The following is a 15,005-nucleotide window of genomic DNA, read 5'->3' on the forward strand; positions in this document are numbered from 1 at the left end:
TTTTTTCCTTATATAAACCAGTTTTTACTATAATCGTTACCTAAATCAATTTTAAGCTCACCAAAACCTGGAAGAGATTGAATAATCTTTTCATCCTGTTCAACTTCAAAGATTAGAGATATCGAATCATCTTCTATTAACTTTTTATCTATGCTTAGTTCAAACACATTTTCAAAGGCGACTTCAACTTCGAGTGGTCCTATAAAAGTTTTTTGTGATTTCATGGCTAATCTTGCCTTTACATTTAAAGGTTCAATCGCAACATTTATAAAATCATCACTACTCATTTTATTTCTTTTAGCTAAAAAAGATATATAGATTTTTTCATTATCTTGACCATATAGTATCTTTCTTATTGGTCCTCTTTGTCTATCCATAGTTGAAAAAAGCTTACTCTCATCAATAACACCACAACCAATCCACTCAAAAAAAGAGTCATGTTTTCCATTTATATGTGGAGATATATGTGATTGTGGTTTTAACCAAAAGTTCACAACACTCTTATCTTCTAGTATTGGTATAAAAATATCAGTTGGAGCTTTAAGATTCATCAGTTCATAGATCTCGATCAAGTGATTTCTAAATAACTCATCAAACTCTACACCAAACTCTGTAAAGTGATCATCTCCATACCACCAAAACCAATCTGAACACTCAGCAGATAAAAAATGCTCACTAATCTTGGCTTTTGTTTCATCACTTAAAGTCTCTTTATGTCTTTGATAATCCTTTTTTGTAACATATATAAGTTCCCAAGCTCTTGTTTTTTCATTGTGCCCAACCCAAGTATTAAACTCGCCATTGATCCAACTCCCAGGAGCTAAATGCTCAAGTTTAGTTTTATCTAACTCATAGACTTCATCCATCGTTAAAGTCTTACACCATGATAAGTTATTTAATTTACCATAAAGCGCATCAAAAAAATCAAAGCCATTGTTTTTGTAAAACTCCCATGCATTCTCACCATCTAAAATGATAAAAACTGTATTATTATTATTTTTATTTTCTATCTTTTGAAGTTCATTTATAAAATTATTTGTAGCAGAGATAGCTTCTTGATGTCTATATGAAAAACCAATCAAGTCACTTAAGTAGTGATCTCTAAATCCCATACACATCTCTTTATATTGATACGTTTTATAGAGATTGTCCCTATTGTAAGAATTTATAGATTTAAAAAGTATCGCCTCATCAGTCGCTATCCACTTAATACCATGTTCGCTTAAAAGTGCTACAGTTTTTTCATCTACTGAACCCTCAGCGGGCCAAAATCCATCTGGTGTAAAGCCAAATGTTTTAAGAAATAACTCTTTTGACTTTATAACTTGCAAAGCTGCATCATCAGCTAGTGAGATGTGATCTTTTGGAATATTTGTACTTGAATTTGCATATACTGCATTTTTCATATCTAGAAGTAGTGGTAAAATCGGATGATTTAAAGGTGTTGTCGATATGCTGATAACACCTTCATCATGTAACCTTTTGTAATAATCAAAGATCACAGATACAAATCTAGAAAGCTCTCTTAAAAGTAAAGCTTTATCTTCGTAATCATAATCTCTTTGCTTTTGAATCAGATCTTTTACAACTTGAGAGTTTTCTCTTAAGTAAAAACCACACCAAGAGAGCATAAAAAGCACTTCAATATCTAAAAGATCATTATTGTTAAAATGCTCTCTACTATATAACTCTTTATATCTTGGAAACTCTTTAACCATAGTATCGTACTGTGTGCTTTTACATATTTTTAAAATCCAAGCTCTTGATTCTTCATCTAAAAGAGTTGGATCACTAAGCCAAAGAGCTAAAAATTTATCATGCTCATCTGCTCTATTATAGTAGAGTTCCAATTGTGATATAAGCGGAGAGGTTATGTTAAAAGTAGCCTTTAAACCCTTATGTCTGTAAAGCATCCAAGGCATGTCATAATAATCTTTTATTGCATGCAGAAAAACCCATGGCATCTGCATAATACCTGTAGCATCACGATAATCAGGTTGATGCATGTGCCATATAAAACTAAGATTCAACTTTTATCCTTTATTCTTTTGACCATTTTAAAATTTTATCACTATATTTTTCATAAATAGCCTCACCAGAGTTATCATCTTTTGCTTGAATATAGATATTGAGATGATTATTGTATTGATCCGGAATCATTAAAATCCAGTCTGTTTTATTCTCCCATATTTTAACCCCATCATCAGTGGATGATTTTTTATCTTTTGCATCTTCTAAGAATTTTCTCATCATCTTGCCTTTAAGCGATTGAGCACAATCTATCTTAAAAGTTTTATAGTAAAACTCCTCTATAGATGCAGCAAGATTGGAGAGTTTTACTTTATGACAACTTATAAGTTCCATAATCTTGAGAGTTGAATATATTGCATCACGAGTATAACTAAACTCAGTAAAAGCAAAGTTTCCATCAACCGTAGCTATAAGATCATACTTCATAAGATCTTTTGGTTTAAAATCCGAGTACTTACCACTATCTATTTCAAGGTTTTCAAAGTGTTTTATATCTGGTGCCCACGTTGGTAAAAAAACTCTTTTTTTCTTATCTATAACAGATAGATTTAAAAGTTCCAATACACTATAAAGTAGTTCTACTTTACTTAATATTTTTCCTTTTTCAGTTATCAAACTTAGCGTTTTAGCATTTTGATGAATCAGAACTCCCATATCGTAGCCTAAGCTCTTTACTATTACTGATGTATTTGTTGCGCTATTTTTTTCTAAGAGTGCGATGTTAGCTAACTTATGTTCATCATAATAGGTGTTTAAAACTATATTTTCCACACCTATAGAGTTTAGTATAGATGGCATTATGTCTGATATTATGCCATGCATCAGATCTACTACTACTTTAAAAGTACCGCACTTGATGATGCCATTGTTAATTTTACTCTCTACTGCTTTTTTGTATCTAAAGCACTCTGCATGATGAGGAGTCTCTTTAATACTACCAATTTGTGAATAATCTACTCTACGAAACTTCTCTGTAAAAAATGCTTTTTCTATGCTATTTGATGAACTTGTTGTTATCTTCATTCCATCTTCGTTAAAGAGGGTAATTTCAGAACTAAGTGTGTCGAGAGTACATCTTTTAAAATTAGCTCCACCGACGACAGAGTCATTGTTTACAATTTCATGCCTAATAACAGGCTGAGGAGCATCTTTAATATCTATAACATTTAAACCAGAAGATAACAACCCCCCTAAAAAAGCACGTTTGAGCATACGAGAACTTTTATCATGATCTCTACCTACGATGATATTAGATCCTATTGGAAACTGAGAAGCAAAGGCTTCAGCTAGTTTTGTAACCATTTCACACGAGAGTTCAACATTACTCTTACCTGAGACACTTCCATCTTCAAATATAGAATTTTTATATTTGCTACCTAAGACAAGGTTATTACTAACTATTGAAGCTGCCTCTATTTTTTTATCGGGCCAAATTACAACATCTTGCTGAAATGTTGTTAGCTCTCCAACTTCACAACCCTCAGAGAGGATCAAACCAGCTTTTGCTGTTACATTTATATCTATCTCGTTATTATTACAAACTATACAATTATCTAACTTTGCACCTCTACCAACACTTATATTTTCCCAAAACACACTATTTCTAATCTTACAAGATGATTTAATAACTACATTGTCACCGATAACTACATTGTTTAGTTTTACATTTTTTCCTATTTTTACATTTTTTCCTAAAAGAACTGTACCTGTAATCTCAACAGACTTATCGAGTTCATATATCTCATCGCTATAAAGAACTCCATCATAATATTTTTGTTCTTTGCCATGGATTTTAAAATTTACTTTATGGTTTAAAATATCATCATAAACTTCTCTATAGCTCTCAGGATTACCAACATCTCTCCAGTAACCTTTTAAATTACAAGCCATAAGCTCTATATTTTTTTTCATAAGCAAAGGAAAAAGATCCTTAGCAAAGTCAAAATTTTCACCTGTAGGTATATGCTCTAAAATTTCTGGTTCTATTATATAAATACCTGTATTTATCGTATCACTAAAGACTTCTCCCCAACTTGGCTTTTCTAAAAATTTTTCAATTACACTATCTTTATTTGCTATAACAACACCAAACTGTAAAGGATTCTCAACAGAAGTTAAACCTATAGAGAGTTTGGATTTTTTCTTTTTATGAAAATCAAAGAGCTTTTTAAAATCAAAATCAGTGACTAGATCTCCACTAATAATTATAAAATTATCATCACCAATAAGCTCTTGCGCTAATTTCACAGCTCCAGCAGTTCCATAATCTCCATCAGGAACAACATAGCTTATCTTGATCCCAAAATCGCTTCCATCTTTAAAATAATCTTGAATAATTTCTGGTTTAAAATACAAAAGAACGATAAACTCTTTGATACCTAAATCTTTGAGCATCATCATTGTGTGCTCCATCATAGGCTTATTCATTATTGGTAACATAGGTTTTGGTCTTGAATGTGTCAATGGTTGGATTCGAGTACCAAATCCACCTGCCATAACTACTGCTTTCATGTTAAGCTCCTAAAGTTTATTTGTTTTTATAATTTTAAAAGAGAGTTTTTTGATCCAAATGGTGACTCTACTGTTTGGACTTCGTTATCACAAATCCATCTACTATCAATCTTATATCCAAACTCATAAGATTGATTGCAACTTAGCACTTTTGTCAAATAATATTCACCACTTTTTTTTACTTTCATCTCTTCATCTTGCCATTCATTCCACTCTCCAGACAAAAATACTTCACACTCAGATTCTGGCATAATTGAAAATGTTACCCAAGCCTTATCACCTTTTTTAGTTACCTTTAGCATGATTATCTCCTTTATGAATTTAGTTTTATAATATCACTTAGTATTATTTTATCATAGAGATTTGAAGTAGTACCTTTTCAACTAAGTGAAATCACTATTTCTTATTCTACTACTCTATTGAGATTTTTAAAGCCTGGTAATATTTTACCCTCTAAAAGCTCCAAAGAAGCTCCACCACCAGTAGATATAAAACTAAAATTATCAGACTCTCCACACTTATCAACTGCATCTGCAGTATCTCCACCGCCGACAATAGTATAAGCATAACAATCAGCAATTGCACTAGCTAATTTAAAAGTTCCTTTAGAGAAGTTATCTATCTCATAGATTCCCATAGGCCCGTTCCAAATAATTGTATTTGAAAGCTCTACTGCTTGAGTAAATAGTTTCAGTGTCGCAGGACCAATATCTACAGCCATAAAACCCTCTAAAATATCTTGTGCAGGTACTACTCTTACATTTATTGGTTTTTCAATAGAGTCAGTTATGACCACATCAACTGGCAGATAGACCTTTACACCAAACTTTTTAGCCTCTTGTAAAACATTTGCAGCAGTAGATACAAAGTCTTCTTCATAGAGAGACTTTTGCATATCGTAGCCTTGTGCTTTTAAAAATGTATTGCTCATAGCTCCACCAATTATGAGTTTATCAACTTTTTGTAAAACTGCTTCAAGAAGAGTTATCTTAGATGATATCTTTGCTCCACCAATAACTAAGGCAATTGGACGAACAGGATCTTCTAGCGCTTTAGAGAAGGCTTCTATCTCTCTCATCATTAAAAAACCAGCAACTTTTGTATCTACAAACTCAGTGATTCCATGAGTTGAAGCGTGTTTGCGGTGAGATGTTCCAAATGCATCATTTACATATAGATCACAAAGTGAGGCTAGTTTTTTTGATAGCCCTTTATCATTTTGCTTCTCACCTTCATGAAATCTTATATTTTCTAGTAAAAATATCTCTTGCGATGAAGATGCACAGACTATATCTTTAGAGCTCTCTAAATCCTTAATAAACTCAACTTTTCTCTCTAAGAGTCTCTCTAATCTTTTTTTAATATGGACAAGACTATATTTTTCATTAAATGAGCCTTTTGGGCGACCAAAATGCGTTACTAAGACAATTGATTTAGCATTATGATCTATACAGTAGTTTATAGTAGGCAGTGCTAAGCGAATTCTTCTATCATCTGAGATGTTATTGTGTGAGTCAACAGGAACATTAAAATCTACTCTTATTAAGACTCTTTGACCATCAACATCTATATCTTTTAAGCCTTTAACACCGCTCATATATTTTATATTTGAAGTCATTATTTTGTCTTGCTATAGTCAAACATTCTTACATAGTATTCATCTGCCATTCTTCCAGAGTGAAAATCTTGTTCTATTTCACCCATGGCATTTTTCATGATCTCTACCCATCTTTTTGAATTGTCATAATATGTTGGAATAATAGTATTTTCTAAAATATCCATCATGTTTTTATTATCCAATCTATCTTGCTCTTCTATACTTAACTTGTGATCTAGCTCAGGTATAGTAAAAGCATTTCTACCATCTCTTGCAAATTCAGGATGCCATCCATCATTTATAGAGAAGTGAATAGAACCGTTCATTGTAGCTGACATACCACTAGTACCACTTGCTTCTCTAGTAATTCTAGGAGTATTTAACCAGATATCACTTCCTTGTTTTAGGAGTCTTGATAGAGATAGTTCATAACCAACAAGAACAGCAATATTTTTATATCTATGGCTGATTTTTATTAGCTCATTAAAAATATTTACAGCACCAAAGTCAGTTGGGTATGGTTTTCCTGCCCATATTATCTGAACTGGTCTCTCCTCATTTGTTATGAGTTTTACAAATCTATCAAAATCATATTTTAGTAGTCCAGGACGCTTATATTCTGCAAATCTTCTAGCCCAAACAATAGTTAATACTTCTGGATCAAACATCTTTCCAGTCTGATCTGCTACCTCATCAAAAAGGATCTTCTTAAGATGTTTTTTTCTAGCTTCAATCTGATAATCTTCATGCTCATCTAGTGCACGAATAAGCGTCTTATCTGTCCAGTATTTTTTGTCTTGAGAGTTTGTAATAGAGATAATCTCACACCTTCCATCTACATCCTTCCACATCTCATTTGCGACAGTTCCATGTATTTTAGAGACTGCATTTGATCTTTTAGCACTTCTTAGAGCTGCAACTGTTAGACTAAAGTTATCATCATATTCATAACCAGAGATCTCTCTAACAGTTTTTAGATCTACTCCACTAAAAAATCCCATCTCTTCTAAGAGGTGTATGTTATGAATCTCATTTCCTGCAGCTTCTGGAGTATGAGTAGTAAATACAACATGATTTTTAAGTTCATTTATATCATTAAAACGAGGATATAACTCATATACTAAAGGAAGAGCGTGTCCTTCATTCATATGATAAATGTCAATTTGTTGACCCATAGCTTCTAAGATCTTAACACCACCAACTCCCAAAACAATCTCTTGAGCGATTCGTGTTCTTTCATTTCCCTCATAGAGTTTATGTGTAATTGTTCTTGATAAAAAGTCATTTTCATCTGTATCAGTTGATAGTAAAATCATTGGAGCTGTTCCAAAAACATCAGGACGAAGCAAAAAAGCTTTAATTACCACATCTTTATTGTTGATTCTTACAGTAGCCTTTACTGGTAATTCTTCTAAAAAATAGTAAAATTTTCTAGTATATTTTGGGTTTAATGTACGATCTTCATTACGCTCTTGGTCGTAATAGCCAAAACTCCACAATATTCCAACACCAATCATATTTTGTTTTAAATCATATGCAGAACGCATATGTGAGCCTGCTAAAAATCCCAATCCACCTGAATATATCTTAAGTGCTTGATCTATGGCAAACTCCATAGAGAAGTACGCTACTGAGGTTTTATATTTGTCTTTTATATGATAACTTTGTAATTTCATGCTTAATTACTCCCTAGATTTTTATATAATATTTGTTTACCAAGTTCTACCCCTGGTTGGTTATACGTGTTTATGTGTAGAACTTTACCTATTAGTGAAGTCAACAATTCATAATAAATTATTATGGCACCTATGTTTTTCTCACTAATTTCATCTAATGTAATGGTGTCTGAACTGACACCAGATTGTATCAGGCTTTGCATTGTAGCTTTGCATTGCTCATTTATGAGTTTGTTAAAGCTTTGCTTATTAATAAAGTCAGTTTGCTCTATACCATGGAGTGTGATGTCTGGTATACTCAGAGAGTTTTTAAAGTCTTCTATATTGATAAAAGTCACACTTTTATCATTAGGTCCTTCGATAATTAACTGTAAAAAAGAGTGTTGATCAACTGCACCTATAAGACCGATAGGAGTTAGTCCAACATGCTTGCCATCTTCGTCTAGCTTCCCTAAAGATTCACCCCAAAGTTGAACATACCACTTTGTAAAATTTTCTAGCCTATCTGCATATGAAAAGACTACATTTATATTCTCTTTATTTGAGTTAGCATATATGTAGTTTGCTTTTTCTAGTAGATGATTTTCATGTCCGTCAAAAAAACTCTTTTGAAACTCTGCTGCACCATCTAAGATAGATTCAACATCATATCCTGCCGCGTAGAGAGGCACTACACCTACAGCACTTAAAACTGAAAAACGCCCACCAACATTATGAGGAATGTTAAACTCTCTTATATTGTAAAATGTGGCAAATTTTGAGAGATAAGAGTCTTTATCTGTTATCACGTATATATTTGTAGCATTGTTTAGTTCAAGACTGAAATGTTTTATTAGTGTTTTAAAGATTGAGGTTGTCTCAATTGTAGATCCTGATTTTGATACTATAAAAAAGCAAGCTCTATCTTTGTCTATTTTAGAGATATTTTCCGAAATAGTCAAAGGATCAGAATTTTCAAAAAAAATCATCTCTTTTGCGTGAGTAGTTATGGGCTTTAAAATGGAGTTAATCGCTTTTATACCAAGAGAAGATCCACCTATTCCAACAATTACCACCTGAGAGAATCTATCTGTATCCATAGATTTTAACTTTTGTAGTAAATTTTTAGAATTTTGAGGTAGTTTATAGTAACCTACCTCATCTCCATCCATCTCTTTACGCAAAGATTCAAGCATTTCATTAAAATCTTTAGCATCTTGATAAAAAGATTTTTGTAAAAAATGGCTAGAAAATGAAAGCATTAGTTGTTTCCAACAAACACACACATATCTACTAATCTTTCACTATACCCCCATTCATTATCATACCATGCTAAGACCTTAACAGTGTTACCATCTACAACACTTGTCATATCTGGAATATAAGTTGAACTATATTTAGATCCTATAAAGTCAGAAGAGACCCTTTTGTCGTTGTCAACTTCTAAAAGTCCTGCAAAGTTAGTCTTAGACGCTTTGTCAAATGCAGCATTAATCTGCTCAACTGTAACATCTTTTTTTAGGTTTAGAGTTAAGTCAACTACTGAGACGTTAGGAGTTGGAACACGCATAGCATAACCATTTAGCTTGCCTTTAAGGTTTGGCATAACAAGTGCGATTGCTTTTGCAGCACCTGTAGTTGTTGGGATCATATTGATAGCAGCTGCACGTGCGCGACGCATATCTTTAGGATGTTTTACATCAAGAATATTTTGATCATTCGTATATGAGTGTATCGTTGTCATAAGACCATTTTTGATCCCAAACTCATCATCTAAAACTTTACATAGAGGTGCTAAACAGTTTGTAGTACAACTTGCGTTTGAGATAATCGCCTCACCTTTATAGTCGTCAGTATTGATATTTAAAACATAAGTTGGAGTATCATCTTTTGCAGGAGCACTCATAACAACTTTTTTAACACCATCTTTTAAGTAGCCTTTTGCTTTTTCTGTAGTTAAAAAGACACCAGTACACTCGATGACGATCTCTGCGCCATGTTTGCCAAATTCTAACTCTTCTATGTTACGAGTAGAGCTCATTGCGACTCTTTTGCCGTTTATCTCTATAGTCTTCTCATCTATGACTTTTGAATCCACACCTTTATGAACACTATCATACTTTAAAAGATACTCTAGCATCTCAGCTTTTGCTGTTGTGTTAATTGCGACTAACTCTACATCATCTCTACTTGTGACGATTTTAGCGACAATTATACCTATACGACCTGTTCCATTTATTGCTACTTTTATTGACATTTTCAAATCCTTTTTTTTGTATTAACTTTACTCTATTTGGTAGTTAAACAAAGGTTAATATTATTTTTAGCAAAAGAAAACTCTAGCAGAGAAAATCTTATGATATAAACATAATAACACTATTTGTTTTGATAAATACTTTAATTAGGGACAATGAGAGATGAAAAATAGCTTTTAACTCTAAGCAAGGATATATAAGTAAAACTCCCACAAGTTTTTTTAACTTGTGGGACGTGGAAGTATCATAAAAACTATAATTTTATTTTATTATTTTCCTTAGTTAGTTTAGCTTTTAGCCTCATTACTATATAGAAAAACAGGGGAATAAAAAGTATTCCAATTAGAGTAGCGGCTATCATACCACCAACAACAGTTGTACCAATTATATGCCTACTTGCAGATCCAGCTCCTGAGCTTAGTGCAAGTGGAAGTGTTCCTGCAATAAACGCCAAAGATGTCATAACAATAGGTCTAAACCTAAGTCTAGCAGCTTCAATAGTAGCATCATAGAGTGTTTTACCAGCTCTTAACTCTTCCATCGCAAACTCTACGATCAAGATGGCATTTTTGGCGGATAGTCCGACCAAGGTAACTAAACCAACCTGAAAATAAATATCTGCTTCTAAACTTCTCAAAAGTACAGCAATAGCCGCACCAAAAATTGCAAATGGTATAGAGATAATTACAGCTAGTGGAATACTCCAACTCTCATAGAGTGCAGCAAGAATTAAAAAGACAAAAATAATCGCATATATAGATGTGTAGTTACCCTCTGATTCTAGCTTTTTCTCTTGATATGTAGTTCCACCCCATGCTATAAAGTAACCATCTGGGAGCACACTCTTTGAGATCTCTTCTATTGCCTCTGTAGCATCACTTGAAGCAAATCCAAGAGCGGGAGAACCAGTTATTTGTGCAGATGTAAACATGTTAAACCTTTGGATAACGCTTGCATCTACTTTTCTCGTAAGTTTAACAAGCTCACTAACAGGAGTAAGTGAGCCATTATCTGCCCTTACAAAAGTATTTTTAAACTCTAACACTGAAGATCTATACTTTGACTCAGACTGTATATTTACATGAAAAGTTCTACCAAAGAAGTTTAGATCATTTATGTAGCCTTTTCCAAATGTACTTTGAATCGTTGTGAAAATATCCTCAATTTTAATGCCCATAGATTTGGCTTTTACTCTATCTATCTCTAAAAGATATTGAGGTACATTAGTGTTTAGTGTCGTTCTAACCGCTGTTAACCTTTTATCTTGTGACGCTTTTTGGACTATCTCTTTTACATATAGATCTAGCGTTTGTATATCTTGACCTGTTCTATCTTGGATCCACATCTCAAAACCACCAGTTGTACTCATACCCATAATCGGAGGTGGAGCTACTGGGATAACAAAAGCATCTTTATTTTGCATAAGTTGCATCATAAATTTTCCAGCTAATGCTTGAGCACTTTGATCTGGATCTGGTCTCTCATCCCAAGGCTTTAACTTTGCAAAGATAACAGCTGAGTCAGATTTATATGCAGATGTTATAAAGTCAAGTCCAGTAATAACAGCAGTTGAATCTACATTTGGATTTTCTCTTAACTCTTTTGCAACATCGTTTGCAATGATTGCAGTCTCACCCATTGATGTAGATGGCATAGTAAAAGTTAGTCCAAACAAGACACCTTTATCCTCATCTGGAACCAAACCAGTTGGCATTTTGTCTAGTATTGAGACTGTTGAGTACAAAAGAATTGCAAAGAGGGCTAAAGAGAAAAACCACAATCTTATAGTCTGTTTTGTCACCTTTACAAAAACTGTAGTCAACCAATCAAAAAATTGGTTAAACTTTCTTATGGGCCAAATAGGCTCTGCCTCATGATCTTTTAGAAAGATTGGACAGAGTGCAGGAGTTAGAGTAAGAGCTACTATACCAGAGATCAATACTGCAATTACAATCGTAATAGCAAACTGCTGATACATAACACCACTAAAGCCGCCAGTAAATGCCGCTGGAATAAAAACAGCCGAGAGAACCAAAATAATAGCAATCAAAGGAGCAGTAAGTTCTCTCATAGCCTCTAGCGTCGCCTCTTTTACACTTACAGCTTTTGTCTTTAAGATCCTCTCAACATTCTCAACAACAATAATAGCATCATCAACAACAAGTCCGATCGCTAAAATAAGACCAAAAAGTGTAAGTAGATTTATAGAAAACCCAGCGATATAGAGACCTGCAAATGTACCAAGTATAGAGACTGGAATAGCTAAAATTGGAATAAGAGTAGCTCTAAAGTTACCTAAAAACAGATATACAAGAATAGTAACAAAAACAACAGCTTCAAGAAGAGTTTTTATAACTTCATTGATAGACTCATCCACAAAGAGAGTTGCATCATATGGAAAGTGATACTCTAGATCCTCTGGAAAGTTTTTTGATAACTCTTCGAGTTTTTCATCAACACTGTTAGATACTTCTAAAGCATTTGCACCAGGAGCTAGAAAGATACCAACAGGCATCATAGCCTCACCATTATATGTACTCATTGTATCTATACTATCCGCACCAATAGTTATCTCTGCAATATCTTTTAGTTTAAGAGTTGACCCATCATCATTTGAACGAATTATAATCTCTTGAAACTCTGCAACTGTTTTTAATCTACCCTTTGTAGTAAGAGAGTAGGTAAAAGGTTTTATCTCTTTCATAGGCTCAGCTGCGATAGATCCAGTTGAGTATTGTGCATTTTGGCTTCTGATGAGTTGTGTGATATCAGTTGGGATCAATCCATAATGCGAAAGCTTATCAGGATCTATCCAAACTTGCATAGCATAATTTTTTTGTCCAAAAATTATCGCTTCACCAATACCTGTAATCCTTTTTAGATCATCCATTACATTTATGTTTAAGTAGTTTGAGATAAAAGTACTATCATTTACACTATCTTTTGATGTAAATGCTATAACTTTTACTATATCTGGAGAGCGCTCTTTTACGCTTATGCCTTGTCTAGTTACTTCAGGAGGTAGTTTTCCATTGGCAAGTTGAACTCTGTTGTTTACATCTACTTTTGCCTGATCTACATCTGTACCAACCTCAAAATACACACTTAGAGTAAGAACCCCATTTGGAGATGCAGTTGAAGTCATATATATCATGTCATCAACGCCATTAATAGCCTCTTCAAGTGTTGTTGAGACAGTTGAAGCCAATGTTTTTGCATCTGCACCAGGATATATAGCTTGTACTGTTATTTGTGGAGGAGCAACGGATGGGTACTCTTGAACAGGTAATTTAAACATTGCCAATATCCCAACAATAATTATTATCAGAGATAATACAGTTGCAAAAATAGGTCTATATATAAAAAATCTAGAAAACATTTTAGTTCCCTTCTTGGTTAATAATCTTATCTACTTCTACATTTGCACCTGGCTTTAATCTAAAAAAGTTGTTTACAATAACTCTATCACCACTTTGAAGAGGGCCATCTCTGATGATAAAATAATCACCACTCTCTTTTGCAAGAGTAACTGGTTTTACACCTACTACGCCATCTTTTTCTATCATAACAATTGTTCCAAGAGGGTTTTGTAAAACTGCTTTTTGAGGAATCGTAATAACATTTTTCTCAGTTATACCATGTAGAGCTACACGCACAAAGCTACCAGGCATTAAGAAGCCTTCACTATTGTCAATCTTTGCTCTTATCTTTACAGTAGCTGTATTTTTATCTACATTTACATCTATAAAATCGATCTCTCCACTTATATCAGTTAGTTTATTATCTACTTCTACAGATAGTTTTACTTTGTTATTCTCAGGCATCAACCAGATCTTATGTTTAAAATTTGCAAAGTCAGTTAGAGGCATAGAAAACGATGCAAAAACTACATCATTATGTGTTATTTGTATAAGTTCTGTTGCAGGAGTGGCAGATACTAAACTACCAATATCAACCTTTTTAAGCCCCGTTGTTCCACTTATAGGTGCTTTTACTTTTGTATGATCTAAGTTTATCTGCGCTTGGTGTAGTTGCGCTTTTGCAAGTAAAAGAGCGGCTGAAGCCTCTTCATAAGATGATAGAGCCTCATCTTTAGTTTGAGTACTTACTGCTTTTTTTAAGTATAGCTCTTTGATCCTGTTCCAGTTTCTTGTTACCTTTTGCAGGGTTGCTTCATTCATCTTTACAGACGCTTTTGCAGCATCTACCATAGCAGCATAGATATCATCTTCTATCTCATAGAGGAGATCTCCCTTTTTTACTTTTTGACCCTCTGTGAAGTGCTTTGTTTGCAAAATACCAAGAACTCTTGAAACTACATTTATATTTTGAAAAGACTCTATTTGAGCTGGATATTTTAAATCAACGGGTATGTTTTGAGCTTTAGGTATCACATAAATATCTGCTTTTGGTGCAGGCATCTGTTTTTGATTTGCATCTGGAGCATCTTTTGCAAGTGATATAGATGGCAGTAAAATCATAGCTAGAGTTGAAGCTATAATTGTATGTTTTATTTTTCTCATTTTACATATTCCTTGATATTTTTATTTGTATGGTAGTAGTATGAAGCGTAAGAGATCTGAAGATTATTTAGTGCTCTTTCATACTGAGATTTTGCATTAGTTCTCACACTTAGAGCATCTAGATATGTAACATTATCTACCGAACCAACTTCATATTTCTCTGAAATTGTATTGTATGCACTCTCGGCCGATTCTAAAGAACTCTTTGCACTTTTTATCTGCGCTTTTGTTGTTCCTATCTTTAGCATTGCAAGTTCTACATTTACATCTTGCTCATTTATTGCATACTCTACTTCACTTTGTAGTGCTTTTTCTTCAAGTAAAAGAGCCTCTTTTTGTTTAGTAATTACACCCATATCAAAAAGTCTCATATTTAGAGTTAGCATTAGCTTATTTTGATTCTCAAGTCCCTCTGGATGGGTTTTATCATATC

At 33.4% G+C, this 15,005-nt stretch carries 10 protein-coding genes; all 10 read right to left on the minus strand.

The annotated features are described in order from the left end of the window. Nucleotides 1-8: 8 nt before the first annotated feature. Nucleotides 9-2,030 (minus strand): glycoside hydrolase family 57 protein, encoded by a 2,022-nt coding sequence (locus tag M0Q24_RS02655; RefSeq protein ID WP_295046857.1) that lies wholly within the window; start codon nt 2,028-2,030, stop codon nt 9-11. Between the two features lie 10 nt (nt 2,031-2,040). Continuing rightward, the gene (locus M0Q24_RS02660; protein ID WP_295046859.1) at nt 2,041-4,542 is read right to left on the minus strand and encodes a sugar phosphate nucleotidyltransferase; all 2,502 of its coding nucleotides are present in this window, start codon (nt 4,540-4,542) and stop codon (nt 2,041-2,043) included. A gap of 26 nt (nt 4,543-4,568) precedes the next feature. After that, entirely contained in the window at nt 4,569-4,844 is a 276-nt protein-coding gene (locus M0Q24_RS02665) for a hypothetical protein (protein WP_295046861.1), read from the minus strand. Between the two features lie 101 nt (nt 4,845-4,945). After that, nucleotides 4,946-6,160, minus strand: a complete 1,215-nt coding sequence (locus M0Q24_RS02670; RefSeq protein ID WP_295046863.1) for a phosphoglycerate kinase — start codon at nt 6,158-6,160, stop codon at nt 4,946-4,948. Then, nucleotides 6,160-7,815: an alpha-glucan family phosphorylase gene (gene glgP, locus M0Q24_RS02675; RefSeq protein WP_295046865.1), complete on the minus strand. Its 1,656-nt coding sequence runs from the start codon at nt 7,813-7,815 to the stop codon at nt 6,160-6,162. The genes M0Q24_RS02670 and glgP overlap by 1 nt, the downstream gene beginning before the upstream one ends. 2 nt (nt 7,816-7,817) lie before the next feature. Then, nucleotides 7,818-9,056 (minus strand): glucose-6-phosphate isomerase, encoded by a 1,239-nt coding sequence (locus M0Q24_RS02680; RefSeq protein WP_295046867.1) that lies wholly within the window; start codon nt 9,054-9,056, stop codon nt 7,818-7,820. Then, nucleotides 9,056-10,051, minus strand: coding sequence for a type I glyceraldehyde-3-phosphate dehydrogenase (gene gap / locus M0Q24_RS02685; protein WP_295046870.1), 996 nt, complete (start codon nt 10,049-10,051; stop codon nt 9,056-9,058). The genes M0Q24_RS02680 and gap overlap by 1 nt, the downstream gene beginning before the upstream one ends. A 251-nt stretch (nt 10,052-10,302) precedes the next feature. After that, complete coding sequence (locus M0Q24_RS02690) at nt 10,303-13,428, minus strand: efflux RND transporter permease subunit (protein WP_295046872.1); 3,126 nt, start codon at nt 13,426-13,428, stop codon at nt 10,303-10,305. A gap of 1 nt (nt 13,429) precedes the next feature. Then, nucleotides 13,430-14,572 (minus strand): efflux RND transporter periplasmic adaptor subunit, encoded by a 1,143-nt coding sequence (locus M0Q24_RS02695; protein ID WP_295046874.1) that lies wholly within the window; start codon nt 14,570-14,572, stop codon nt 13,430-13,432. Next, nucleotides 14,569-15,005 (minus strand): TolC family protein (locus M0Q24_RS02700; RefSeq protein WP_295046876.1); only part of this gene is annotated, 437 nt, incomplete at its 5' end. The genes M0Q24_RS02700 and M0Q24_RS02695, both read right to left, overlap by 4 nt.

The organism is Sulfurimonas sp., assembly GCF_023228785.1.
Lineage (GTDB): Bacteria > Campylobacterota > Campylobacteria > Campylobacterales > Sulfurimonadaceae > Sulfurimonas.